Annotated in this window: 24 protein-coding genes; 6 read left to right on the top strand and 18 right to left on the bottom strand. The window is 44.6% G+C overall.

The window, feature by feature from the left end; genetic code table 11:
• The first annotated feature begins 211 nt into the window (after positions 1-211).
• Both C0J08_RS05700 and C0J08_RS05695 read left to right on the top strand, forming a co-directional pair.
• Positions 212-1,975, top strand: coding sequence for a SulP family inorganic anion transporter (locus tag C0J08_RS05700; protein WP_212655139.1), 1,764 nt, complete (start codon positions 212-214; stop codon positions 1,973-1,975).
• Positions 1,976-1,995: 20 nt separating this feature from the next.
• Positions 1,996-2,925, top strand: a complete 930-nt coding sequence (locus C0J08_RS05695) for a LysR family transcriptional regulator (protein WP_212655138.1) — start codon at positions 1,996-1,998, stop codon at positions 2,923-2,925.
• A gap of 4 nt (positions 2,926-2,929) precedes the next feature.
• On the opposite strand, the gene C0J08_RS05690 is transcribed toward C0J08_RS05695, so the two are convergent.
• The gene (locus C0J08_RS05690) at positions 2,930-3,880 is read right to left on the bottom strand and encodes a LysR family transcriptional regulator (protein WP_212655137.1); all 951 of its coding nucleotides are present in this window, start codon (positions 3,878-3,880) and stop codon (positions 2,930-2,932) included.
• 110 nt (positions 3,881-3,990) lie between these two features.
• Here C0J08_RS05690 and C0J08_RS05685 point away from each other — a divergent pair, with 110 nt between their 5' ends.
• Positions 3,991-4,761: a class II aldolase/adducin family protein gene (locus tag C0J08_RS05685; RefSeq protein ID WP_212655136.1), complete on the top strand. Its 771-nt coding sequence runs from the start codon at positions 3,991-3,993 to the stop codon at positions 4,759-4,761.
• A gap of 135 nt (positions 4,762-4,896) precedes the next feature.
• Entirely contained in the window at positions 4,897-7,173 is a 2,277-nt protein-coding gene (locus C0J08_RS05680; RefSeq protein ID WP_212655135.1) for a copper amine oxidase, read from the top strand.
• Positions 7,174-7,279: 106 nt separating this feature from the next.
• Here the strand turns inward: C0J08_RS05680 and C0J08_RS05675 are convergent, their stop codons facing one another.
• From C0J08_RS05675 to paaF, 16 genes are all read right to left on the bottom strand, one after another.
• Positions 7,280-8,101, bottom strand: coding sequence for a helix-turn-helix domain-containing protein (locus C0J08_RS05675; RefSeq protein ID WP_212655134.1), 822 nt, complete (start codon positions 8,099-8,101; stop codon positions 7,280-7,282).
• A 103-nt stretch (positions 8,102-8,204) separates the two neighbouring features.
• Positions 8,205-9,233: a TRAP transporter substrate-binding protein gene (locus C0J08_RS05670; RefSeq protein WP_212655133.1), complete on the bottom strand. Its 1,029-nt coding sequence runs from the start codon at positions 9,231-9,233 to the stop codon at positions 8,205-8,207.
• 146 nt (positions 9,234-9,379) lie between these two features.
• Positions 9,380-10,708, bottom strand: coding sequence for a TRAP transporter large permease (locus C0J08_RS05665; protein WP_212655132.1), 1,329 nt, complete (start codon positions 10,706-10,708; stop codon positions 9,380-9,382).
• Between the two features lies 1 nt (position 10,709).
• The gene (locus C0J08_RS05660) at positions 10,710-11,243 is read right to left on the bottom strand and encodes a TRAP transporter small permease (RefSeq protein ID WP_212655131.1); all 534 of its coding nucleotides are present in this window, start codon (positions 11,241-11,243) and stop codon (positions 10,710-10,712) included.
• An 83-nt stretch (positions 11,244-11,326) separates the two neighbouring features.
• Positions 11,327-13,381 (bottom strand): phenylacetic acid degradation bifunctional protein PaaZ, encoded by a 2,055-nt coding sequence (gene paaZ / locus C0J08_RS05655; protein WP_212655130.1) that lies wholly within the window; start codon positions 13,379-13,381, stop codon positions 11,327-11,329.
• A 112-nt stretch (positions 13,382-13,493) separates the two neighbouring features.
• Complete coding sequence (paaE, locus tag C0J08_RS05650; protein WP_212655129.1) at positions 13,494-14,567, bottom strand: 1,2-phenylacetyl-CoA epoxidase subunit PaaE; 1,074 nt, start codon at positions 14,565-14,567, stop codon at positions 13,494-13,496.
• Positions 14,568-14,603: 36 nt separating this feature from the next.
• Positions 14,604-15,137: a 1,2-phenylacetyl-CoA epoxidase subunit PaaD gene (paaD, locus tag C0J08_RS05645; protein WP_283247153.1), complete on the bottom strand. Its 534-nt coding sequence runs from the start codon at positions 15,135-15,137 to the stop codon at positions 14,604-14,606.
• On the bottom strand, positions 15,124-15,885 hold the full coding sequence (paaC, locus tag C0J08_RS05640) for a 1,2-phenylacetyl-CoA epoxidase subunit PaaC (RefSeq protein ID WP_212655128.1): 762 nt from the start codon (positions 15,883-15,885) through the stop codon (positions 15,124-15,126). The genes paaD and paaC overlap by 14 nt, the downstream gene beginning before the upstream one ends.
• Before the next feature lie 7 nt (positions 15,886-15,892).
• Positions 15,893-16,174: a 1,2-phenylacetyl-CoA epoxidase subunit PaaB gene (gene paaB, locus C0J08_RS05635; protein ID WP_212655127.1), complete on the bottom strand. Its 282-nt coding sequence runs from the start codon at positions 16,172-16,174 to the stop codon at positions 15,893-15,895.
• 20 nt (positions 16,175-16,194) lie between these two features.
• Positions 16,195-17,193 (bottom strand): 1,2-phenylacetyl-CoA epoxidase subunit PaaA, encoded by a 999-nt coding sequence (gene paaA, locus C0J08_RS05630; RefSeq protein WP_212655126.1) that lies wholly within the window; start codon positions 17,191-17,193, stop codon positions 16,195-16,197.
• Between the two features lie 174 nt (positions 17,194-17,367).
• The gene (gene paaK / locus C0J08_RS05625) at positions 17,368-18,687 is read right to left on the bottom strand and encodes a phenylacetate--CoA ligase PaaK (protein ID WP_212655125.1); all 1,320 of its coding nucleotides are present in this window, start codon (positions 18,685-18,687) and stop codon (positions 17,368-17,370) included.
• 89 nt (positions 18,688-18,776) lie between these two features.
• A complete protein-coding gene (pcaF, locus tag C0J08_RS05620) occupies positions 18,777-19,991 on the bottom strand; it encodes a 3-oxoadipyl-CoA thiolase (protein ID WP_212655124.1) in 1,215 nt (404 codons plus the stop codon).
• Positions 19,984-20,436 (bottom strand): hydroxyphenylacetyl-CoA thioesterase PaaI, encoded by a 453-nt coding sequence (paaI, locus tag C0J08_RS05615; protein WP_212655123.1) that lies wholly within the window; start codon positions 20,434-20,436, stop codon positions 19,984-19,986. The genes pcaF and paaI overlap by 8 nt, the downstream gene beginning before the upstream one ends.
• Positions 20,429-21,964, bottom strand: coding sequence for a 3-hydroxyacyl-CoA dehydrogenase PaaH (paaH, locus tag C0J08_RS05610; protein ID WP_212655122.1), 1,536 nt, complete (start codon positions 21,962-21,964; stop codon positions 20,429-20,431). Before paaH ends, paaI begins: the two co-directional genes overlap by 8 nt.
• Before the next feature lie 2 nt (positions 21,965-21,966).
• Positions 21,967-22,758, bottom strand: a complete 792-nt coding sequence (gene paaG, locus C0J08_RS05605) for a 2-(1,2-epoxy-1,2-dihydrophenyl)acetyl-CoA isomerase PaaG (RefSeq protein ID WP_212655121.1) — start codon at positions 22,756-22,758, stop codon at positions 21,967-21,969.
• A gap of 43 nt (positions 22,759-22,801) precedes the next feature.
• The gene (gene paaF / locus C0J08_RS05600; RefSeq protein ID WP_212656248.1) at positions 22,802-23,587 is read right to left on the bottom strand and encodes a 2,3-dehydroadipyl-CoA hydratase PaaF; all 786 of its coding nucleotides are present in this window, start codon (positions 23,585-23,587) and stop codon (positions 22,802-22,804) included.
• 348 nt (positions 23,588-23,935) lie between these two features.
• Here paaF and C0J08_RS05595 point away from each other — a divergent pair, with 348 nt between their 5' ends.
• The gene (locus C0J08_RS05595) at positions 23,936-24,523 is read left to right on the top strand and encodes a phenylacetic acid degradation protein PaaY (protein WP_212655120.1); all 588 of its coding nucleotides are present in this window, start codon (positions 23,936-23,938) and stop codon (positions 24,521-24,523) included.
• 116 nt (positions 24,524-24,639) lie between these two features.
• Positions 24,640-25,563 (top strand): phenylacetic acid degradation operon negative regulatory protein PaaX, encoded by a 924-nt coding sequence (gene paaX, locus C0J08_RS05590; protein ID WP_212655119.1) that lies wholly within the window; start codon positions 24,640-24,642, stop codon positions 25,561-25,563.
• An 83-nt stretch (positions 25,564-25,646) separates the two neighbouring features.
• On the opposite strand, the gene C0J08_RS05585 is transcribed toward paaX, so the two are convergent.
• Entirely contained in the window at positions 25,647-26,918 is a 1,272-nt protein-coding gene (locus tag C0J08_RS05585; protein ID WP_212655118.1) for a 2-oxo acid dehydrogenase subunit E2, read from the bottom strand.
• Positions 26,919-26,920: the final 2 nt, after the last annotated feature.

Here is a 26,920-nt window from a genome sequence, read left to right as displayed (position 1 = left end):
CTTCTATTTTTATATCCGTAAAATACGATTTTGAGAGATTAATCAATCATTAATGAATACTAAAAACCAATGTTATATCCATTAATGATTGATTGGATATCTGATTTATCATTTTAAGAATAAAACTTTATGTTTTATCATTTATAAAAATAGGCATTCATTACACACTCAAAGAACCCAGATTAACCCTTTTCTACCTAATGGAATCATCATGCTTCAAGCCATCTTGTCGGTCTTATTTCCTTTCTTTTCTTGGGCTCAACAACAAACACCCGCTACATTTAAAAAAGATCTGATGGCCGGCATCACTGGGGCTGTATTAGTCTTACCTCAAGGTGTGGCATACGCTTATATCGCAGGGCTTCCACCTGAAATAGGCTTATACACAGCCATTGTTTCAGCATCTGTTGCCGCCCTCTTTGGCAGTTCATTTCATATGATTTCAGGTCCCACAGCGGCTTTATCCATTGTTGTCGCCTCTGTTGTACAACAAATAGGCTATTCCTCCATCGCAGAACAAATGACCATAGTCGTGACTCTTTCATTTCTTACAGGCCTGATACAATTCTCTTTAGGTGCTCTTCGACTAGGGGCCTTGGTCAATTTTATTTCTCATACCGTAATTATTGGCTTTACTACTGGCGCAGCCATACTCATTGCCACCAGCCAAATAAAGCACTTTTTAGGGGTCAAATTGGCATCAAACCTATCATTCATCGAGGAAATAGCGGCTCTCGTTGAACACTTTAGCGAACTGAATGTCTACGCTTTGATAATAGGTATCGCCACTTTAATCACGTCACTGCTGATCAAACTTATCAACAAAAAGCTCCCCAATTTATTAATAGGCATGGTGTTTGGTAGCATCATCTGCTTATGGCTAGATGGCCAAGCTCATGGGGTTGCCATGGTACAAAGTATGCCAGGTACCTTACCCCAGTTATCTTTACCCGATTTTTCATCTTCACGTATTCATAACCTATTTCCAGGCGCTTTCGCAGTGGCATTACTTGGGCTAATTGAAGCCGTATCGATAGCTCGTGCTATTTCAGTCCGATCAAAACAGATAATTGATGGCAATCAGGAATTTGTTGGGCAAGGAATGTCGAATTTAGTCGGTGGTTTTTTCTCCTGTTATCCAAGCTCTGGTTCATTCACCCGATCTGGTGCCAATTACGACGCCGGAGCAGTTAGCCCTCTTTCTGCGGTGTATGCCGCCATTATTGTGGCTATCGTGATTGCGTTTATCCCAACGGCGACCTCCTATTTACCACTTCCAGCAATGGCTGGCAGCGTACTATTAATTGCTTGGAACTTAATTAATAGAAAAGAAATCATCGAGACTCTAAAACTCAGCTACGCAGAAGCAATCATTCTATCAGGCACTTTTTTTTCAACGCTGTTTATACAATTAGAGCTTGCTATCTATGTAGGCATTATTTTGTCCATTGGTTTTTATCTGCGCAGAACCTCAAGACCTAGACTCATCGAGGTCGCTCCGATACAAGACGCAGAAAACAGAATCATCCGAAATATTCATCGCTACTCTCTGGCCGTTTGTCCACAAGTAAAAATTATCCGCATTGATGGGTCCTTGTATTTTGGCTCTGTGGATTATGTACAAAAAGAAATCAGCAAACTCAGTAAGGATGGGACAAAACATCTCATCATTGTTGCCAAAGGCATCAATTTTATGGATGCCTCGGGCGTCCATTTGCTTGAATCCGAAATAACACGAATTGAAAAACTAGGCGGCTGTGTCAGGATTTGTTCCCTTAAAGGTACCGTCTTAGATGAAATTAGTTCCATGCCTGTTATCAAGTCACTTCTTAGCGATTACCTAACAAAAAATACAAAAGAGGCGATTTCAGACATTTTGCAACATATAAATAAAGAAAAGTGTCGCCATTGCAGCGCGCGTATTTTCAATGAATGTGCTAGTTTTCCAGATCATCAAAAAAATAATAATGCGTAAGTCTTAGTAGGTCCGACTGTATGGAATCAAAACACCTTATTTATCTGTCTATCATTCTAGAAAAAGGTTCTATTACCGCGGCATCAGAACATTTAAACGTGGCACAACCCACCCTAACCAGAGCCATGGCGACTCTTGAAATGCAGGCTGGCGCACAATTATTTACAAGAAGTCGATTTGGTGTTTCAAGTACGCCGATAGGTGAATCTTTGGCCCGAGAAGGTCGCGCCATTTCTCGCAGACTGAGCTCAGCTCAAGAGCAAGTCTCTCGCTATAAATTGGGCATTAAGCACAATTTGCGCATAGCAACCGGCTCACTACTCGCCATGGGGGTTCTGCCCACCATAATTGAAAGAATGTTAGCCGAGCAACCTGATATAGCCATCACCATTACTTGCTTAAATCCTTCGATTGCTTTGGAAGGCCTCATGGATGATCAATTCGACATTATCATTGCGCCGCAGCCTTCCGATAAAATAGTAGAACACCTACATCGTGAACTCATTATTGAAGATAGAATTGGTATTTTTTGTGGTGAAAGTCATCCGCTTGCCAATAAGAAAAACCTTCAAATTGAGGATTTTGCTGAACTTGATTGGCTTAGCTTGGGCATTGCCTCGTATTTCGAAAAACAAACAACAGAGATGTTTACTTCCTACGGCATCCACAGTACACGAACAAAAGTGGTCTTTCGAAATGACGCCGTAATGATCATGAAAATGCTATCTACGGGTCGGTACTTAGCCGCTCTCCCCCATTTCCCTGTATCTGTGATTAAAGACGATTACTCTGTAAAAGAAATTACTTTAGAAGATGCCATTCCTATTGAACGGAATATATACATCATGTGCTCAGACGCATTAAAAGAACACCTGGCTTATCAGTCTTTCAACAAAATCACTCAACACGTTTTTGCTGAATTAACCCAAGACAATAAAACTTCACCTTAATGCATCATGATACTAATAGTTCCCCCTGCCAGCGTCCGGCCTCCCATTCGGCTTTTGTGACTTCCTTGATAAGAGGAATCACTGCGTTTAATAAAGCCGTTTGCGGCCTTTCTATTGCGGTGGAGACACACACTTCACGCCATAGGGTTGGCGCCACAATGTCGATTGCTTGAATCTGATTTGTCTGCAATAAATGATAAAAGGCAGAGCTAGGTGACAGCATAATTCCATGGCCATCCGCCACATAGCGCAGTGTCGTCATGAGTTGCCCAAAAGCCGGCTTGTGGGACAACTTAACTCCGGTTTCCTCTTCGTATTGACTCAAGACATAACCCAGTGAATCACGCGGACCAGTAACAATCACCTCATGCTGGGCCAGCTCAGAAAATCGCATTTTTTTAGCGCCACTTAACACCTTATGAGAAGCCACTTTGGGCTCAGAACCCAGCGCCAAAAATAGTTTTTCTCGGAACAGTTTTTGTTGGCGAATTTGGCTCATGTCCGATCCATCAGGTGATGAAATAGCCATATCAATTTCTCCTGACAACAATTGCTTAGACAAGTTATAAGATAAGCCGGCATGTAGATCCAAGGTGATCTTAGGATAACGCTGTTCAACCAAGGCCAATAACGGCACGGAAATAATATTGCCAATGGGCTGAGTCATGCCAATTGATAAAACGCCCGATGGCTCATGCTCAAACTGATGCACATCGCATTTTGCTTGTTCGATTTGACGCATGATGGATTGCGCATGGGCTCGAAAAATCTGTCCGCTTTGAGTTAACACCACGCCACGAAAGCTGCGATCAAATAAATTCGCCCCCAATTCATGTTCAAGGTTTTCAATCTGCAAACTGATACTGGGCTGAGCGACATCTAAAGCTCTTGCCGCTGCCGCAATGCTATTTAACTCGGCTGTTTTTAGAAAAAAGGTTAATTGTTTACTGTTCATAATCGTAATGGCTACATAAAAAGTATTGAGCTACACCATATTAATTTTTGTTTTTTATAGCCAGTTTTTTATTTAGCCTAACAACAAAACAACAAGAAAAGAGAGAAATTATGTCTACAGCAAAACGCTATTTTGAACAGCCCAGCCGATTCAGTGATGCCGAATGGCAAGCGAGACAGGACTTAGCCGCCATGTACCGAATCTTTGCCTACCTAAAATGGGATGAGTCCATCTACAACCATATTTCTTTGCGCGTACCGGGTGAAGACGAACACTTTTTGATTAACCCTTTTGGGCTACATTACAGTGAGGTAACGGCTTCGAACTTGGTTAAAATCGACTTAAAAGGCAATATCATTGGCCATTCTGACTGGCCAATTAACCCTGCTGGATTTACCTTCCATAGCGCCATTCACGAGCAAGTTGAAGGTGCGCACTGTATTATGCACGTCCATACCACGCCGACGTTGGCCGTTTGCTGCCTAGAAGATGGCATGTCATATAGCAATTTCTACTCAGCACAAATCTACAACAAAGTGGCTTACCACGACTTCGAAGGCATCACCCTGCATATGGATGAAGGTCAACGCATTATTGACAGCGCAGAAGGTAAGCCGATTTTAATGCTAAGGAACCATGGCCCCGTGGTCATGGGTGGAACCTTGGCTCAAGCCTTTGCCCTTATGTGGTTGGTTAATCGAGCTTGTGAAGTGCAAATGGCGTCTATGTCCATGGGAAAAGTTCGCGAAATACCGGAAGACATTTGCAAAAAATGCACCGCAGCCTCTCTTCCACTCGACCCTAAATACGGCGCTGGTGAAGATGTTTTTGCGGCGATGAAACGTATTATTGAAAAACAAGACCCTTCATATAAACATTAACTAAAAACTGGCTCTATGAATGAATAGAGCCAGCCTAATTTTTTCCTGCCCCGTTCCGCTTTTTACAATACTCATTTACCTAATTCTCTTTGAATGAAGGTGTATAAATATTATAAAAACACACGGGAGCACCCTATGAATAATAAAAAAAATACACTGACAGCCGCTGTTATTGCAGCACTTTCTCTCTCAGCAAGTAATACTGTCTTCGCCCACGGAGCATCACCAGACTATATAAAAATAGAGGATTCTCTTAAAAGTTCTGGCGCGGCTTTTTTCTATGATAAAACAGCCAAAGAAGTTCATATCGCCTTAGAGAAAGTACACGCCTGCATTAAAGTGGGTGCCATGGAAGCGGAAGTAAATGGCAAGAAAATCCACCTTGATGCCCCGATCAAACTTGAACATGGTCACCTATTGGTGGAACGTGGTTTTGCCAATGAGATTCTAGAAGAATATGTACCACAGACCATTTCAGTGAGTGATGCAAAACACCCTCTAGATCCTCTATCTGAAGCCGAAATTACCCTTACTCAGCAAACGGTCCAGGCTTCTAAATATTTCCGTGATAATCTCCGCTTTACTGAAATCAAGCTAGCCGAGCCAGAAAAAAGTAGAGTATGGGCTTGGTCATATGGCAACAAGGAAGACTTTCAGCGTTTAGCCAACTTTACCATTTTAGATGGTAAGCAAGTCATTGAAGGCACGGTGAACTTAGACACAAAAACAGTCACACGCTGGCAACCCGTTAAAGACGTTCACGGTATGGTCATCTGGGATGACTTCATCGCAGCTCAAGAGATTATTGAAGGCAGCAAAGAATACGCCGATGCCCTCAAAAAGCGCGGCATAGACAATGTTAAAGAAGTGGTCGCCACACCATTAACCGTTGGTTTCTTTAACGGTGAAGATGGGCTAAAAGAAGATGATCGCTTATTAAAAATTGTTTCTTATCTCGATATTGGCGATGGCAACTTCTGGGCACACCCTATAGAAGGTCTAGTGGCGGTGGTGAACCTAGAAACCAAATCCATTGAAAAAATTGAAGACAGCGGCGTGATTCCTGTGCCAATGAAAACCAATCCTTACGACGGAAGAGACTTCCCTAACAAAGCGAATGTAAAACCCTTAGTCATTGAAGAACCTAAAGGCACCAATTACAAACTATCGGGTAATACGATCCATTGGCAAAACTGGGATTTCCACCTAAAACTCGACCCACGTGTCGGTCCTGTTCTGTCAACAATGACCTATAACGACCAAGGCACCAAACGCAAAATCATGTATGAAGGTTCTTTAGGTGGCATGATTGTACCTTACGGTGACCCAGATATTGGTTGGTATTTTAAAGCCTACCTAGATTCTGGCGATTACGGTATGGGCGGCCTAACCTCTCCTCTTGAGCTGGGCACAGACGTTCCACCCAATGCCAAATTGTTACCCGCTACCCTAGCGGACAACAGTGGCGCACCTTATACCATCCCTAACGCCATCGCGATATTTGAACGTTATGCGGGACCAGAGTACAAGCACAATGAAATGCTTGGCAGCGGTGCGGGTAATCAAAGCCGAGCGCGAAGAGAACTGGTGGTTCGCTGGGTCAGTACCATTGGCAATTACGACTACATGTTTGATTGGGTATTGCTAGCAAATGGCACCATTAAATTGGATGTGGGAGCGTCAGGGATTGAAGCGGTAAAAGGCGTGAAGACCAAAACAATGCATGATGCCACGGCCAAAGAAGACACACGCTACGGCACCCTGATTGACCATAATATTGTCGGAACCACTCACCAACACATCTACAACTTCCGTCTAGATTTAGACGTTGATGGCGAGAAAAACTCCTTAGTTGAGCTGAATCCTGCGGTAGAAAAAAATACCTCTGGTGGCCCTCGTAAAAGCGTAATGGTCGTTAACCAACATACGGTGAAAGACGAGCAAGAAGCGTCACAGAAGTTCGACCCTTCGACCATCCGTTTAATGAGCAACCCAAACAAAGAAAACCGCATGGGTAACCCTGTTTCTTACCAAATCATTCCCTTTGCAGGTGGCACACACCCTATTGCAAAAGGGGCATTATTCAGTAAAGACGAGTGGTTATATAAACGTGTGAACTTTATGGACAAGCAAATTTGGGTCACAAATTACAAACCTGAAGAACGCTTCCCAGAAGGTACGTACCCAAACCGAGCGAAAACCGATACGGGGTTAAAAGTGTACGTAGAAGATAATGAGTCTATTGAAAACAAAGACAACGTATTATGGATAACCACAGGAGCGACGCACGTTGCTCGTGCAGAGGAATGGCCAATGATGCCAACCGAATACGTCCATGCCATGCTAAAACCATGGAACTTCTTTGACCAAACACCAACCCTTAACCTTCCGGAAGAGAAACCTAATAACTAGCCATAAAAACCATGACGAATAAGGGCCATTCTTCCCTTATTCGTCACTTCCTGCTTGGTATGTCGGCATTACTCGAAGCCATCAATTCAACAATAAAGCTTCTGGGTTAGCCTTCCTCTCTGTACCTTGTCATGTTTACTTCTAGCATTTCTTTAGCAAACCAACTCGGTGTCATTTGTGTGAAGTATTTAAAATCTTTAATCAAATGGGAATCATCATAATAAGAAAAATCCATAAAATCGGTATGATGTTTTTTATGAAATGTTTCGCCGTACAAAATATCATTAATCAGATCTTGGAAGCGTACAATACGACTATATTGTTTTGGTGACATACCAATAGCTTGATTAAATTTCTTTCTAAGAAGTCGCTCACTAATACCGATATCATCTGAAATATCAGCAATCCTCATGGTTCCACGGCTATTAATTATTTTATCAATGCAGTGATCGATCAAATCAATACTTGAATCCGCTAACATCCCAGATTGTATTAACCAAGTTTCTAAAACCTTAACTCGTGAAGAAAAGTCCGTAGCGCAATATAAATCGTCTAAGAAACTTGAGCCATTTTGAACAAGATCCCCAAAAGAAACACCCTGATTAATAAGTTCAGAATAAGGCAGATAAGATATCTTTCGACTAATAGAAGTAGAAATCCGAATACCACAATACGTCTTTTCAGGTTGATAATTAATGATAGTCGGCGTCACCACAGAGCCCCAAAGCACAGCGGATTGCTGGCTTGCATCACAACAAAATTGAAAATCCGCACAGCCGTCGGCGATCACAATGGTTTGATCAGATATGGACGTAGTAAATTGATAATAAAGAACTGAAAAATCGGAATAATGAACGATCCGCTCATTATAGTTTTTAAAGTCTAATGCGAAGCAATATTGAGCAGGAATCACGTGATGGGCTTTCATAAAAACCTCTTTTTCTAATAATAGACTCCTTTCTACAGTGAAGAAAAAAGCCATTATGTCTCTCATAATGGCTTTTGATTATCATCAGAAACGCTTTTTGCTTTTACTGACTTAATTCATTAACACTTTTTCTAAAGTAAGCCAGTGCGGCTTTAGCATCCACTTTACGATCAGAGACGGAATCAATCCACGCTTGATCTATTCCCTCTTCTAATTTATCCATATCTTTTACGATAGCATCATCGGGAGAAAGAATGACCACGTTCACACCGTTCGCTTTTGCTTCTAAAATGCCGTCTTGGTCTTCTTTACCCCAAGCGGCACCAGCAAGTCTTGAAAGCTTTTCACCCGATACACTCATGATCGCTTCTTGGTCTTTTTTGCTAAGGCTATCTAGCGTATCTGGGTTCATCACAATACTAAATGCCGTGGTATAAAGCCCTTTAGGGAACAAGGTAAGGTCAGTCGTTACTTCATTTAAACGCAAAGTCTTTTGCTGCGAAGCCGGTAAAAAGGTGCCGTCTACCACACCTTGCTGCATCATTTCATAAGATTTTGGCGCAGGAGCAGAAACAGGCGTCACTTCTAAACGTTCAGCAAGCGTGTTTACCAAACCACCGCCAATACGCATTTTTTTACCTTTCAAATCGTCTAACGAATTGACTGAGAAATTGGTATTCAGCTGACCCGGACCATGTACAAACAAGGCCAACAATTCAAGACCTCTGAATTCTTGGTCGGCTTTGAAGTACTTTTCATAGGTATTCCACAACGCCACAGAGCCTACTTCTGCATCAGTGATTTCACCCGGAATTTCAGCCACACTGGCCAGTTTGAAGCGACCTGGCAAATAAGCATTCACACTAAAACCCACATCAAATACACCGTCTTCTACAGCATCGAAGATTGTTTTAGGGTCACCGGTATAGTTCTCAATCACCACTTCAACACGGCCTTGCGTGGCATCTTCAACCCATTTTTTCCAAGTTGGCCAAACAATGGCGTTTTGCGAGCTCGTAGGTGGTAACCAAGTCGCCACATGCAAGGTCGTTTCTGCCGCCGACGCTAAGCCCGATGCAAAAATAGAGGTTCCGCATACGGCCCAAAGTAGATTTTTCTTAATACCCATCATATTTATTATTCCTATTATTTATGATTTACATTGATGAAAATTTCGCTCTCTCATAACAATGACTTTTATCCAAAAAACCTAACAAACTAAGGCTCTTGGAAGTCATAAAACACACTGTTAATAACCCCCTCCACTAACAAAATGGCTTACTGATATAAAAACCTAGGTAAAAACATCGATACTGGAACGATGAAAACGATGATAAAAAGTCGAATAATATCGGCACACCAGAAAGGCGTAACCCCTTTAAAAATCGTGCCTGCTTTTACGTCCTTTAATACCGCACTTAATACAAATACATTCATCCCTACCGGTGGCGTAATCAAACTGATCTCAGTCACCACAACCACCACAATGCCAAACCAAACAAGGTCGAAACCTAGGCTAGAAACAAGGGGGAAGAATACTGGTACGGTCAGTAACAACATGGACAGGCTTTCGAACACCATTCCAAGAATGATGTAGATGACAAGGATGACCATGATCACCAGCATCGGGCTCAACTCCAAGGCCGTCACAAAACCCAACAAAGCATCAGGCAAGCCAGCTCTGGTAATGAAATCCGAGAAAATAAACGCACCAATTACCACACAAAACAGCATGGCGGAGGTACGAGTGGTATCCACAAGCGTTTCAAAAATCCCACCAAAGCTCAGACTACGGCGGCTCAAACCAATAATGAGTGCACCGCCCGCACCAATACCCGCTGCTTCTGTTGGAGTGAAAACGCCCAAATAAATACCGCCCATTACAATAATGAATAGCAACAACACACCCCAAATACTTTTCAGGGCACTAATTCTTTCTTTAACTCCCATGCGCTCCCCAGCCGGGCCCGCAGAAGGATTACGCCAGACAACAAAACGCACCGCACACATGTAGAGAAAAATCCCCAACATGCCGGGAATGAAGCCCGCGGCAAACAATTCACGAATACTGGTTTGGGTAAGCAGACCATAGATAACCAAGATCACACTAGGTGGAATCAAGATACCCAATGTTCCACCCGCTGCGATCGAGGCCGTCGCTAAACCATCGGAATAGCCAAACTTACGCATAGGCGGCATCGCCACTTTGGCCATGGTGGCCGAGGTGGCCAAACTGGAACCACAGATAGCCGAAAAACCACCGCAGGCCAATACTGTCGACATCGCCAAGCCGCCTTTACGGTGACCTAAAAAGGCATAAGACGCGTTATACAATTCTTGTGACAAGCCCGAACGAGTAACCAGATTCCCCATCAAAATAAACAAAGGAATGACCGATAAGTTATAGTCTTGCACCGTTCCAATCACGCGACTCGATGCCAATGTAAGAGCCGCCGTCCAACGAAAAGACAGAATATTGTCGAAACTCAAGCCCTGTAAAATAGCAAAACCTAAAAAGCCAACCACTCCCATTGCGAAAGCGATTGGCATACGAATCACTAGAATCAAAAACAAAAGAACGGCAAAACCGATTAATACTACTGACATGCTACTCTCCCAACTGCTGTGTTTCGTTATCGCCTTTCAACACGCGATACGCACCATAGGTCAACATACAAGCGGCGGTCATCCAGCTCATAATGGCGATATATTCGGTTAAATAACCGGTTGGGATTTTTAGATATTCACTCACCTCCCCACGGCGTAGGGAGCGTTCTGCCAGTTGATAAATACGAACGGCTAAGAAGTAAAACGAAGAGGAAACAATCAATACAGAAAATAGACCAAGCACCTTAACAATTCGGTTGCCTAGTACATTATCCAATAGATCCACGACCACGTGACTTCCTCGCCAAGTAATCAGTGGCATTTGAGCAAAAACCAGCACGGTTAACCCGATTTGAGTCAACTCAAAAGCCCCATTAATGGAATTATTGAAAAGGTAACGACCTGCGACATCCACACATGTCAGGGCCATTAATAGAAATAATACCGTTGCAGAAATCCCTTCCAGCACAAAGCCAATCCAGCGATAAATATTGGGCTCTGGATAATGCTTATCGATCCAGCCTTTAAACGACATGACAACTCCTATTTTTTATTATTGTAGGTAAGGCAAAATGCACAAAGTCCGAAAATATAGGGCGACTTAGCCGCCCTATTGGATTAAACAGATTGCTTTTTAACGAGTGTTAAAATGTCATAACTGGCAACCAACTCATCATCTTGGTTAGTCACTTGAACATCCCAAACCACGACCCCTTGAGGCTCACCTTTCGGACTTAACTTACCTTGGTCAATTTTACGTTTGCACGTTAAACGCGCTCGAATAGTATCACCAATTGGAACAGGCGTAATAAAGCGCAGAGTGTCCAAACCATAGTTCGCCAAAACAGGCCCTTCGCCAGGAGAGACAAATAACCCCGCAGCGGCAGATAACACAAAGTAACCATGGGCAATACGTTGCTCAAATTGAGAATCGCGCGCGGCAATGTCATCAAAGTGCATGTAAAAATGGTCACCAGATAAACAGCCGAAGTTCACAATATCGGTTTCTGTCACTGTGCGACGATGAGTTAACAAAGACTCACCAATGCGAAGATCTTCAAAATAACGGCGGAAAGGATGCACATCCGTTTCATAGGTTTCGCCGCCTCGCACGTATTCGCCAGTAATTGCAGACAACATAGTAGGTGAGCCTTGAATAGCCGCACGCTGCATGTAATGTTTTACACCGCGAATGCCACCCAACTCTTCGCCACCACCAGCACGACCTGGGCCACCATGTTTTAGCATGGGCAAAGGTGAACCGTGTCCAGTCGATTCTTTTGCAGAGGCTTGGTTTAAGATATGTACTCGTCCATGCCATGCTGCCAAGGCCGGAACGACTTTTCTCGCCACCTGAGGATCTTGCGTGACAAGAGTGGTAACCAAAGAGCCTTTACCACGAGCAGCCAGTGCAATCGCGTGATCAATATCTCGGTAAGGCATTAATGTGCTGATTGGGCCAAACGCTTCAATATCATGAGCCCCACCATCTGCATCAGGGTCGTTGCTCAATAGCAAAGTCGGCTGTATAAATGCCCCTTTTTCCGTGCCCTTGCCCAAAAGCTCAAAACCGTCTTCCTGCCCGTAAACCACACGACTGCTTTTTAGAAGCTCAGCTAGTTGCCCAAGGACATCCTCTTGCTGTTCAAAAGAAGCCAACGCACCCATTCGCACTGTATCCAAATGCGGATCGCCAATTGACACTTTAGCAAGGCGTGCACTTAAGTGTTCCGACACTGCTTCGACTTGATTTTCAGGGATCAATACTCGACGAATGGCGGTACATTTCTGCCCGGCTTTGACCGTCATTTCTCTTGCCACTTCTTTGATGAAAAGCTCAAATTCTGGGCTATCAACAGAGACATCTGGCGCTAGGATAGCGCAGTTCAGAGAGTCGGCTTCGGCATTAAAAGGAATAGAATTATTGATGATATTTGGTGTGACTTTTAATTTGGCGGCGGTGCTCGCAGAACCTGTAAAAGTCACCACATCTTGACCATCCAAACGATCCAACAAATCACCAGTACGGCCAATGATTAACTGCAAACTGCCTTCTGGCAATAAACCCGACTCCTGCATCAAACGCACACAGGCTTCCGTCAGATACGAAGTAGAGGTGGCAGGTTTCACAATACATGGCATGCCCGCCAAAAAGTTAGCGGCGAATTTTTCTAACATCCCCCAAATTGGGAAGTTAAAGGCATTGATGTGTACGGCCACACCTTGGCGAGGCACCAAAATGTGCGAACCAAAAAACTGCCCTTCACGTCCTAACGGAAAAGCATCGTCTTCATGAATCAGGTTACCGGATGGCAACTCACGTCGACCTACACTGGCATACGCAAATAAAGTACCTGCGCCACCTTCAATGTCCACCCAGCTGTCATTACGCGTCGCCCCCGTGAGTAGGGAAATAGCGTATAACGACTCCTTGTATTCGAGTAAGTATTTGCCTAAATCACGTAAGCAAGAGGCACGGCTCTGGAAGTCCATCGCCATTAAAGAAGCTCGACCTTTGCTACGAGCAAATTCTAATGAACGAGCAAAATCGATGGTTTCTGCGTGTGTATGATAAATTGTTTCGCCGTTAACAGGGCTAGTTAACGCTTGTGCGGCTTGATTCCCTAACCATTCTCCAGCAATAAAGCTTTGTAAAACATGGCTTTGGCTCATAACATTCTCCATCGGCAGCGTATGCACTGCCGTCATCTTTGTTGTTTTTATGATGTCTCGATCTAGTTTTTTGCTATTAACGCTTTACGTTTAGCTAAGCGGTCGTAACGCGTTATATCTGGTCAAAATCCAGCACAACTTTTTTGGATACTGGATAAGACTGACAAGAAAGCACATAACCGGCTTCTACTTCGTAATCTTCAAGACCAATACTGATGTCCATATCCACTTCGCCTTCAACCACCTTACATTTACAGGTAGAACACACACCGGCACGACAAGAAAACGGCAGATCTGCACCCTGCTCGTTACCTGCATTTAGCAAGTTTTCGGTATTTTGTTTCAGGTCAAAGCTCATTGCGTGACCATCACGAATGACGGTAATTTCTGACATATCAGCATTCGCTGCCGCTTGCGCTCGCTTCTCGCGCTTACGCTCATCGCCCGCCGCAGCAAACAATTCAAAGTGGATGTTTTCTTCTGGCGCACCCGCTTCTTTCAAAATATCTTTTACGGTTTCTGTCATGCCTTGTGGACCACAAATAAAAGCCCCCGTTAGCGCTTTCACATCTACCCAACGCTCAAATAAAGCGCGACATTTCTCTTCATCAATATGACCGTTGTATAAATCGATATCTTGCTGTTCGCGGCTCAATACAAAAATCAGATTAAATCGATCCATGTAGGTGTTTTTCAGGTCAGCCAGTTGATCCCGAAACATGGTGGAAGACGTAGAACGGTTACCGTATAACAAAGTGACTCGGCTATGTGGTTCAGCCGCGAGTGTCGTTTTGGCTATGGATAAAATTGGTGTAATACCACTGCCAGCCGCCACCAAGAGATAGTCGCCATGACGAGTTGGATCCAGTTCCGAGTAGAAACTGCCCAACGGAGGCATAACCTCAAGCACGTCACCGACCTTGATGGAGTCATTCGCAAAGGTAGAAAAAAGACCGTCTTGCACGCGCTTGATGGCAACACGCATTTCATTGTCTTGAACACCGCTGCAAATAGAGTAAGAGCGACGAACTTCCTGACCATTAATTTGAGTGCGTAACGTCAAATATTGACCTTGTTTAAAGTGATAGCTCTGCGCTAAATCCTCAGGGATATCAAAAGCGAGGGAAATAGAATCACGAGTTTCACGACGTAAATCAGAAACGGTAAGTGGGTGAAATTGATTCATCTGTGTCTCCACGGCCATGTTATTTTTATCTATGGCTCAAATGCATTTAAAATAATCAAACGGTTCTAAACAGGACTTACATCGATACAAGGACTTGCACGCCGTTGAGCCAAACTCACTTAATTGCTCCGTGTCGTCACTGCCACAATTAGGACACTCAACTTGCGTTACACCAGACAGCAAAGATCGTTTATTCGAGCTCCCTACTGGTGGTGCAATTCCATAAGCTTTAAGGCGATTTCGACCTTGCTCAGTTATCCAGTCGGTTGTCCAAGCGGGATCCAAGCGCTGCAATACTTTAGGGTGAGAAAACCCCGCCTCGTGTAGCGCATCGCGAATCGAAGTCTCAATATATTCCGTCGCAGGGCAGCCAGAATAAGTCGGTGTCACCACCACATTCAGGTGCCCATTTGCCCAACTAACGTCCCTCACAATGCCAAGGTCCATCACACTCACCACAGGTACTTCAGGGTCCATCACCTCTTCCAGCACGTCGTATGCATGCTGGATATCCGCTTCGTTGCCTGAACGACCTTGTTGGTCAGTGGTTATTAACTCACCAGCTTGCATCGGGATAGGCTCTTTGTAAGAACTGCATTTCTGCCAACAAAATCCCCAAATGCTCAGAATGCATGCCAGTTCGAGCACTCAAATAGAAAGAACTTGGCGCATCAGGAACCGTTAACGTAGCTGTTGCAAATACCTCATTGACAGTGGCTTGCCACAATTCAGGCAGCGCAGTGAGATCAGGAATACTTCCCGACTCAGACAAAGCCAACTCAGTATCGCTTTTCTCAACCAGTTCAAAGGTAAAGCGCCAAAGGACATCAATGGCTTTTTCCATCCGCTGATGACTTTCTTCCGTGCCATCCCCCAAACGCTCTACCCATTGAGTTGAGCGGCGTAAATGGTAAGTCACTTCTTTTAATGACTTAGTCGCTATGGCCGCAATTCGCTCATCTTTGGCGTCTTTTAACCGCGTCAGCAAATGGAATTGCCAAGCATCAAAGAAGAACTGCTTAGTCATGGTGACGGCAAAATCGCCATTAGGCTGTTCAACTAGTAACAAGTTACGAAACGCTCGCTCATCACGACGAAAGGCTAACGCATCCGCGTCCGTACCATCGTTAATTCGCTCTGCCGCGTACTCGTACCAATTGCGGGCCTGCCCCACTAGATCCAGACCCACGTTCATCATGCCCATTTCTTCTTCAAGGGCAGGCGCACGACCTGTCCACTCACAAAGGCGTTGGGCATGAATCAAGGCACTGTCACCAAGACGCAATAAAAATTCGGTTAATTCATCGTATTTAGTCATAACCACCTCACATGTGCCCGACTTCATCTGGCAGCTCATAAAAACTGGCATGACGGTAAACTTTGTCTTCGGATGGATCGAACAAGGGTTCTTTTTCATCACTTGCCGTTGCCGTGATAGAAGCCGATGGAACCACCCAAATACTCACCCCTTCATTACGACGGGTATAAAGATCACGGGCATTTTCAATCGCCATTTCGGCATCCACAGCGTGAACACTGCCAACATGTTTGTGATTCAGGCCGTGTTTACTACGGATAAATACTTCATAAAGTGTCCATTCAGACATGGGAGATACCTCAAAATTAGTTAGGCAGCAGCCTGTTGTTGTTGTTTTTGTTTTTTGTTTGCATGAGCAACCGCAGCTTCTCGAACCCAAGCCCCCTCTTCGATGGCGTTACGGCGAGTTTCTAATCGCTCGCGATTACATGGGCCATTACCTTTGAGCACTTCATAAAATTCTTCCCATTGAATTTCACCAAAATCATAGTGACCACGCTCTTCATTCCATTTCAAATCAGGATCTGGAACCGTGCAGCCCAATAGTTCTAATTGCGGGATAGTTTGATCAACAAAGCGTTGACGCAATTCATCGTTGGTATGACGCTTAATCTTCCACGCCATAGACTGGGCAGAGTTAGGCGACTCAGCATCGCTAGGCCCAAACATCATCAAAGATGGCCACCACAATCGATTAATCGCATCTTGCACCATATCTTTTTGCACTTGTGTGCCGTGTCGCATCATATGCAAAAGGATTTCGTAACCTTGACGTTGGTGGAAGCTTTCTTCTTTACAGATACGAATCATGGCACGGGAATAAGGGCCATAAGAGGTACGCTGTAACACAACCTGATTGACAATTGCTGCACCATCAACCAACCAACCAACCGCGCCCATGTCGGCCCAGTTAAGTGTTGGATAGTTAAAAATACTGGAATACTTAGCACGCCCAGAATGAAGCTTTTCAATTTCTTCATCACGATCCGCACCCAAGGTTTCCATTGCACTGTATAGATATAGGCCATGACCCGCTTCATCCTGAATTTTGGCCATAAGCTGTAGTTTACGTTTTAAGGTAGGAGCTCTAGTCACCCAGTTTCCTTCAGGCAACATACCTACGATTTCAGAATGAGCATGCTGCGAAATCTGACGGATCAATGTTTTACGATAGTTATCAGGCATCCAGTTTTTTGCTTCAATTTTAATTTCCGCATCGATTTTTTCCTGAAACGCCCGCTCCTCTGGACCCATTTCGGCAAGGGATTTAACCGCCTTTACTCCTGTTTCAACTTGTTGTGCATACATGAGAACTCTCCAATATCGTAGATATAAGTCATCTTATTAATAAACAGAATAGACTAATGACACACAAATTCAAGTATATTTTTATATTTATGTATCACTTTAAAATCTATTTTCAAGACACAAAAATCCCTAGCCTCTTGATACAAGAGGCTACTAATTAGAAAACACAATGAATTAAGCGGGGATTCGTTCGTCGAAGACGTGCTTCGCCTTACCTTCGGAACGTGCCAAGCTGCCTATGTCTCTTAGCTTGACGTTAATACTAATACCAACAGAGGACTTCACATGATGGCGCAATTGATTGATGGCATCATTGATTTTTCGCTCATCAAAGCCAGCGCAATCTGGACGCAACTCAACATGCACATCCATACCGTCCATATTGCCTTTTCGATACAAATGTATTTCATAATTTTCAGAGAAGTGATTCACTTTTATCACCTCCTCTTCAATTTGAGTTGGGAAAACGTTAACACCACGGATAATCATCATGTCGTCGCTGCGGCCTGTGATTTTGTCAATTCGACGCATACGACGAGCCGTGCCAGGCAAGAGACGAGTTAAATCTCGTGTACGATAGCGAAGCATTGGCAACGCCTCTTTACTCAAACTGGTAAATACCAATTCGCCCATTTCACCATCAGGCAATACTTCACCCGTATTAGGATCAACAATTTCAGGATAGAAATGATCTTCCCAAACCGTTGGTCCATCTTGGCTCTCGGCACACTCCATCGCCACACCTGGCCCCATAATCTCAGACAAACCATAAATATCCATGGCTCGAATACCGGCTCGTTCCTCCACTGAACGACGCAACTCTTGAGTCCAAGGCTCCGCGCCAAAAATCCCTAGACGCAACTTAAGGTCTAGCGGATCGATACCTTGCTTTTCCATTTCATCGAGCAAATTCAGCATATAAGATGGCGTCACCATAATAATGTCTGGCTGAAAATCTTTAATCAGACGCACTTGCTTTTCAGTTTGCCCGCCCGACATAGGAATCACGGTACAACCAAGACGCTCGGCACCATAATGCGCACCTAAACCACCAGTAAACAGACCATAGCCATAAGCATTATGTAAGATATCCCCTTTGCGCCCACCCGCCGCACGGATTGATCGCGCCACGATATTGGCCCAGTTATCAATATCATTTTGGGTGTAACCAACGACGGTAGGCTTGCCTGTTGTACCACTTGAAGCGTGCAGACGAACCACTTGATTCATCGGCGTGGCAAACATGCCGTACGGATAGTTATCACGCAGGTCAGATTTTGTGGTGAAAGGAAGTTTGGCAAGATCGTCCAATGTTTTAATGTCATCTGGATGCAGCCCTAATGCATCAAAACGCTGCTTATACATAGGAACATTGTTATAAGCATGACGAACACTCCACTGCAAACGCTCTAATTGATGAGCTCGCAACTCATCAATACTGGCGGTTTCCATAGGGTCAAGTTGATCTGGATTAAACCGACTACGAATATCCATTGTTCTGCTCTCTCTATTTATTATTTTTAGAATGTATATTGTTTGCTTACCTTATCCACTTGATAAGGCAATTTTTTGTATCGAATGAGTTAACCAAGTCGCTCAATCACCATCGCAATCCCCTGACCCACACCAATACACATGGTGCACAGGGCATAACGTTTCTGCTGAACTTCTAATTCATTCAAGGCGGTAGTAATCAATCGCGCACCACTCATACCAAGTGGATGTCCTAATGCAATGGCACCACCATTTGGGTTCACCCGAACATCATCATCGGCCAAGCCTAATTCACGCAATACAGCCAGCCCTTGAGAAGCAAAGGCTTCATTTAGCTCAATAACATCCATATCTTCTAGAGTTAGCCCCACTTGCTGAAGCACTTTTTGTGAAGCTGGAGCAGGACCAATCCCCATGATACGAGGCTCAACACCAGCTGCCGCCATTCCAAGTACTCGACCTCGCGCCTTCAAACCGTATGTTTTGGCCGCTTCTTCACTGGCTAACAACAAAGCACAAGCACCGTCGTTCACACCTGACGCATTACCGGCGGTCACTGTGCCCTTGCCGTCGCGACGAAACGGGGTCGCGAGATTTGATAACACCTCTAATGTGGTGTCGGCGCGAGGATGCTCATCATGCTGAACGACAATCGGATCCCCTTTGCGTTGTGGTATCACAACAGGAACGATTTCTTTGGATAAACGCCCGTTTTCTTGCGCTACGGCGGTTTTCTGCTGACTACGTAAAGCAAAAGCATCTTGATCTGCACGAGACACTTTAAAATCTTCCGCCACATTCTCCGCCGTTTCAGGCATAGAATGTACGCCAAATTGATCGGCCATCAATTTATTAACAAAGCGCCAACCGATTGTGGTGTCATACATGTCTGCTTGACGAGAAAACGCCTGCTCCGCTTTCCCCAAAACAAATGGCGCACGTGACATAGACTCCACCCCACCCGCAATCATCACCCCCGCTTCACCAGCACGAATGGATCTAGCCGCTAAGCCCACTGCATCCATCCCAGAACCGCACAAACGGTTGATGGTTGTACCTGGCACACTATGAGGAAGTCCAGACAACAAAGCAGACATGCGTGCCACATTGCGATTGTCTTCACCCGCCTGGTTGGCACAGCCATACAAGACATCATCCACTTTAGACCAATCCACGGTCGGATTTCGTTCCATGAGAGATTTAATTGGAATCGCACCCAAATCGTCTGCCCTGACTTTAGAAAGCGCACCACCGTATCGCCCAATCGGCGTACGGATAGCATCAATAATTAGAGCATCAGTCATTTACGTTCTCCTGTGAAAGTATCTCACCTTTAATGCGATAAGATTTACCGTGAAAAATAGCGATCAATTGATCTTGTTGGTTATAAATTTCGACGTCGTAATTTCCAGTGCGACCACCACGACTTTTTTCCTGACACCGCGCGGTTAACACATCGCCTTCCAATGCTGGTGCCACATAATCAATGGAACAACCAAGGGCCACAGTGGGTTGGTTATAGGTATTGCAAGCAAAAGCAAAGGCAGAATCCGCCAAGGTAAACATATAACCACCGTGGCACGTTTTATGACCTTGCAACATAAAGTCCTGCACTGTCATGCGCACTTTGGATTGCCCAGGTGCGGCATACAACAGCTCAATACCCAAATGCTGAGTCGCCACATCACGCTCATACAAAGCCTGCGCGCAACGCTCAGCCAACTGTTCTTGTGTGAGATGATTAGTCATGAAACCGTCCCTCCACCATTGCGATACGACGCATCAATAAAGAAGGACGATAACGGTCTTCACCATAGGATTGCTGCAAGTGAGTCAGCACCTTGTCTATCTCGGCCACGCCAATAGCATCAGCCCACACCAATGGACCTTGCGGATAGTTCAGACCAAAACACATAGCCGTATCGACGCCTTCAGCAGATGCCACGCCTTGCAACACCGCATCCGCCGCTTCATTGGCCAGCATGGCAACCGTGCGCATAACCACCAAAGCTGGCGAATCGACGACCTCAGACACTTTAATGCCCACCAAATCGAAACACTGCACCACATCATTAAACGCTTCTGCCGATGTAGTGGCAGAACGACTCAAGGCAATATGAGTGGCACTCTGATAATCCAAAGCCAAATCCACCAAAACAAGATCATTTAACGCTTCCTCTTTGCCGCGTTCACAAGCCATTCGCCCATCGGTCAGCGCCACAAAAGTGTCACCAATTTTTAGATAACCTTTCGCTAAATCAGACACCTCGGTCACTTGCACACCAGCACGAGACAAGCGGTCAACCAAGCCTTTTAAATACCCAATGTCTTTGGAGACCTCACACGTAATAACGGCTCCATCATCTAAAGGAGACACTTCAACACATTGCGCCTGCGGTTTATCCCCCCCCTCTTTGTAGGAGTAAAAACCTTGACCAGATTTACGTCCCAAGAAGCCAGCATCCACCAAGTCTTTTTGAATCAGAGAGGGCTGAAAGCGAAAATCGCCATAGTAAGCATCGAATACAGAACAGGTAACCGCATAATTCACGTCGTGACCAATCATGTCCGTCAGCTCGAACGCTCCCATTCGGAAGCCACCTGCCCCTTTCAACAAAGTATCCAAGGTCACACAATCCGCAACCTGCTCTTGTCTTAAACGAAAACTCTCAGCGTAAAAAGGACGTGCTACTCGATTAACAATAAACCCCGGAGTAGAAGCCGCATAAACTGGCTTTTTCCCCCAATTCAATGCAGTTTCATAAACACAGGTCGCTACATCAGAATCGGTTGCCAAACCAGACACCACTTCAACCAACTTCATAATCGGAGCGGGATTAAAGAAATGCATTCCCACCATGCGTTCGGGATGTTTCATTCCCGCCGCTAAACGAGTAATAGAGATAGAAGAAGTATTACTGGCCAAAATACAATTCGCTGAACAAATCGCTTCCAAGGCATCAAAAATATTTTTCTTAACGTCAATATTTTCAACGATGGCTTCCACCACCAACCCTGTATCTGAAAAATCCTCCAGCAAGTTCGCTACTGACAAGCGAGCTAATATTTGCTGCACCTGTTCAGCGGTAAACTTGTTGCGCTCTACCAATTTCGCTAATTGCTTTGCCATTGAATCGATAGAGGTTTGAGCAACCCCTTCGCGGTTGTCATAAAGCTTCACTTGATGACCCGCTTGCGCAGCCACCTGTGCGATCCCAGCGCCCATTGCGCCAGCACCAATTACCCCAATCACCGCACTTTGATGTAAAGCAGACATGATTATTCCCCTTTAAATTCTGGAGTGCGTTTTTCCATAAAGGCTTTCACGCCTTCACGGTAATCTTGGGTTTGACCAGCCAAGCACTGAAGATCACGCTCCATTTCAAGTTGCGCATTGAAGCCATGGTCAAAGCTTTGATTAAGAGCACGCTTAATAAAAGACAAGCCTTTCGTCGGCTGAGAGGCGAGATGACGAGCCAATAACAGCGCTTCGTCACGCAGACTTTCATCGTCCACCACCTTATAAATCATTCCCCACTCAAGGGCTTTTTCCGCCATAAGAGGCTCACCCAACAAAGCCAATTCCTTAGCCCTTGCCATCCCCACTAAACGGGGTAAAAACCAAGTCCCACCGGAATCCGGTATCAAACCAATCTTGCAGAATGCTTGAATGAATTTTGCGGATCGCGCGGCAATTACAAGATCACAAGCCAAAGGAATGTTTGCCCCAGCGCCAGCCGCCACACCATTAACCGCACATATCACCGGCACTGGAAAAGACTGCAACTGTTTAATCAGCGGGTTGTAAAAGCGCTCAATAGAAAGCCCTAAATCAGGAGCAGCGGCATTAGGGTCAACATTGCGATCCGACAAATCTTGTCCAGCGCAGAAACCTCGACCTTCCGCGGTCAAAACCAACACTCTGACTTGCTTATCTTTTAGCGCGGACTTTAATGCTTGCTGCACTTCAAGGTGCATCGCCTCATTAAAGCTGTTTAACGCCTTAGGGCGATTTAGGCTTAATACTGCAACACCAGCATCAACGGAATATAGAATGTGTTCGAAGCTCATTTGCGATTGCCTCTGTAAGGATGGATAAATAACGGGTTAAAAATTACCGACCAGAAAATTTTGGTTGACGCTTTTCTTTAAACGCCAAAATCCCTTCTTTTCTATCTTCAGTTCCAGCCAGCACAGTAAAAGCATGACGCTCAAAACGCAGGCCAGTCGCCAAATCGGTATCCATACCTTTTAAAATGGATTCTTTTGCTAGACGCACAGCCAGACTGCCTTTACTTGCAATGACTTTCGCTAACGCCAAGGCTCTAGTAACTGTCAGTTCTGGTTGTGTTATTTCACTGATGAGACCCGCTTCTTTGGCTTGCTGAGCAGTGATAGGTTGACCGGTGAGGACCATTTGCATGGTGAGAGATTTACCAACAGCACGTAATAAACGCTGCGTGCCACCAGCGCCAGGCATGATGCCTAGATTAATTTCGGGCTGACCAAATTGGGCATCGCGACCTGCAATAAGAATATCTGCATGCATGGCTAACTCGCAGCCGCCACCCAAGCAATAACCATTAATGGCTGCAATAACAGGCTTAGTAAAACGGGTTATGCGCTGCCAATATTGCTGACGAGGATCATTCAACATACCAACAAGATCGCGCTCTGCCATCTCATTAATATCCGCTCCAGCAGCAAAGGCTTTCGAACTGCCGGTCAGTACCAACACTCGAATGTCGTTCGATGCTTCAGCGCCATCCATGACATCACATAATTCCGCCAATAACTCTGTGGTTAGGGCATTCAGTGCCTCGGGACGGTTCAACTGCACCAACTGAACCCCATCTTCGACCTGATGCACTACCAATGATTGGTAATTTTTAATTGTCATTTGATTCAAACACTCGATCTTATTGTTATTAGTTCGTTCCACTAAACACGCCAAAGCAAGCTTAGCAGTGCTTCTTTTCATATAAAGATGAACCATAATTAGATACAAAACAAGATGGATTTTAATTTTTTTTGTATCCCTTTTGATCGCAACCTAGATGACAATTCAAAAAACAACAAAAAAACATATAAAATTCATAAAGATAAAGATTTTTAAAAGGTTTAAGAATTCGATATAACAAAAATAAAACTTGATTATTTACAGATTTAACGTAAAAAAAACAAACATACCGACACAAAACAAACTAAAATTAGAAAAATAAAGTACCAAATAAAAAGGAAAACACGCATGCCTTACTACAAAATTGATGGCGTCACCCCAGTAGTACACCCAAGCGCCTATGTACACCCAACAGCCACGCTAATTGGTGACGTCATCATTGGTGAAGGCTGCTATGTTGGTCCAGGCGCTTGCCTAAGAGGAGATTTTGGTCGCATCACGATGGAAGAAGAATCCAATATCCAAGACAACTGTGTTGTCCATGGTTTTTCCGACAGCCACACCATCATTCGCAAACATGGACACATTGGTCATGGTGCTGTTTTGCATGGCTGTGTTGTTGGAGAAGACGCGCTGATTGGTATGAACAGCGTCGTGATGGATTACGCAGAAATTGGCGCAGGCTCTATCATTGCCGCCGCGTCTTTTATCAAAAACCGCTTCAACTGCCCTCCACGCTCCTTGGTTATGGGAGCCCCCGGCAAAATTGTACGATCCGTGACAGATGACGAATTGAAATGGAAACAAACAGGCACCCGAGAATATATCGAGCTATCAAAAAGATGCCTAACGTCTTTGGTTGAATGCATTCCTCTTAACGCGGTAGAAGAAGATAGACCTGAATTACAAAGTCGTTCTCATCAGCCAAAAAGCTAGTATAGTGACCGAATGAAATGCGCTTAGCCTGATATTTAAAGGCAATTCCACTTTACTAAGCCAGTTAGGTTTAAGAAAATAACCGCTGGCTTAACTCACTGGATCTCCAGTTACAGATGAATAAAATTAACTCTCTAGACAGTTTAATCAGTCGTTTTCAAAAGCAAAAACCCATTCGCGCGTCGTCTCTCGTCATCACTTTATATGGTGATGCGATCGAGCCTCATGGCGGCACCGTTTGGCTAGGCAGTTTAATCAAACTACTTGAGCCTATGGGTATTAACGAACGATTAATGAGAACAACCATATTTCGTTTAACCCAAGATGGCTGGCTTACCAGCGATAAAGTTGGCAGAAAAAGCTACTACAGCCTAACCGGATCAGGTCGCCGTAAATTCGAGCAAGCGTTCCGACGTGTATACAGCACCAATCAAACGGTTTGGGATGGCTCTTGGTGTCTAATCATGACGCAGCAATTGTCAGCCGACGAAAGAAAACAGCTGCTAGATGACTTAAATTGGCAAGGTTTTGGTGTACTGACTGGTCAGCTTATTGGCAGCCCGAATACGAATTTAAGCGATGTGAATACCGTCTTAGCGTCCTCTGGATTACAAAACAAGGTCATTGTATTTAAAACAGAACGACAAGAAGAGCTAGCGGGAAGACAAATTCGACTGCTCGTCAAAGACTGTTGGGAGCTAGATAAACTTGGTGCCCATTACCAAGAGTTTATCAATTTGTTTCGCCCTGTTTGGCAAGAGCTGTATGAAAAAGACAATCTCGATCCAGAGTCCAGCTTCCTAACCCGAACCCTGCTAATCCATGAATACAGAAAGCTTCTACTGAGAGATCCACAGCTCCCTGAAGAGCTTCTACCGGGTGACTGGGAAGGCAGAGCCGCAAGACAACTCTGTCGCAATATTTATCGCAAAGTCACCCCAGCCGCTGAACAATGGTTAGAGAAAAACCTAGAATCTGCCGATGGTCCACTGCCTGAAGCGTCTCAATCTTTCTATCAAAGATTTGGCGGTCTTAACTAACCAAGCAAATACCGTATGAATGCCAATAAAAATGGCTATCACCTTGCGATGATAGCCATTTTTTTGCCCTCAAATTTCCGTTCTTACTTGGATTCTGGGACTGGCCAGTTTTCTATCACCTCAACAAAGTGACTCAAAAATAAGTTCGTCTGGTACGCATCCAAGGCACGATGATCAATACTTAGGGACACATAGCATTTTGGTCGAATAACAATGATATCTTCGCCATTTACTTCTTCTACCACGGCTCTTTTTTCAAGTTTGCCAATCCCCAAAATAGCCACTTGCGGCTGATTAATAATAATGGGCGCAGCCAATAAACTGCCGCTCACGCCATGATTAGAAATGGTAAATGTGCCTCCTTTCATATCCGAAGCCGTTAATTTGCCTTGTCTCGCTTTATCCGTTTGTTGTTGAAGCGCGGAAGCGATTTCAAATAAGTTCTTCTCTTGCACATGTTTAACCACAGGGACAATAAGACCATCATCCCCCAATGCCGTGCCCACTCCAATATTAATGTCTTCAAATATTTCCAGACAATCCTCATGAAAACGAGCATTTACAACGGGCACTTTTTGCATCGCCTTTGCACTGGCCGCCAAAAAGTACGCGGTGAAGGTGAGTTTAACCCCCGCTTCTTCGAAACCCATTTTGCACATTTTTCTGTGCTCGATAATGCGCCCCATGTCCATCTCAAAAACACTCGTTACATGAGGCGATGTATGAAGCAAACTATCAACCATATGACTGGCAATTTTCTTGCGCATGGCAGTATGGGGAACGCGCTTACTTTTTAAAGCTTCCGTTCCTACTGAAGATAAAGGCGCGTCCGACATGATGCGTGCGCTATCGGGTTTTGCCTCCACAAAGGCAAGCACATCGTCTCGCGTTACTCGCCCTCCCTTCCCTGTACCTTCTATAGCAGACACATTCACATCGTATTGTCTAAGCAGTTTGCGTACAGCAGGCCCAATTAAATGACGTCGCGACCCTTTTCTAGCGACCTCGTCTTCACCTTCTGTCAATTTGGTCGTACTTGGCGATGTTTCAGTCGTCTGGGAATGAGGCGTTATTTCTGATTCAACCGGCACTGAAGCAAGCTCGCTAGATTCACCACAGTTTAAGTAACCTAGAATCGTTTGTTCATCGACATCATCCCCCGATTTCGCCAGAACTTTCCCAATAGAGCCATCCTTTTCAGCGCATACTTCCATCGCCACTTTGTCGGTTTCTAGCTCCAGAATAGGATCTCCCTTATGGACAGTATCTCCTTCATTCACCAGCCAAGCAGAAAACACCGCTGCCGTCCCTTCTAATGCCCCAACTGGCAGTGTAATAGTCATTGATTCGTTCATAC

It is taken from the genome of Marinomonas sp. CT5 (genome assembly GCF_018336975.1).
Taxonomy (GTDB): Bacteria; Pseudomonadota; Gammaproteobacteria; order Pseudomonadales; family Marinomonadaceae; genus Marinomonas.
The sequence above is the reverse complement of the archived record's forward strand: the minus strand, read 5'-3'. Positions and strand labels throughout refer to the sequence as shown.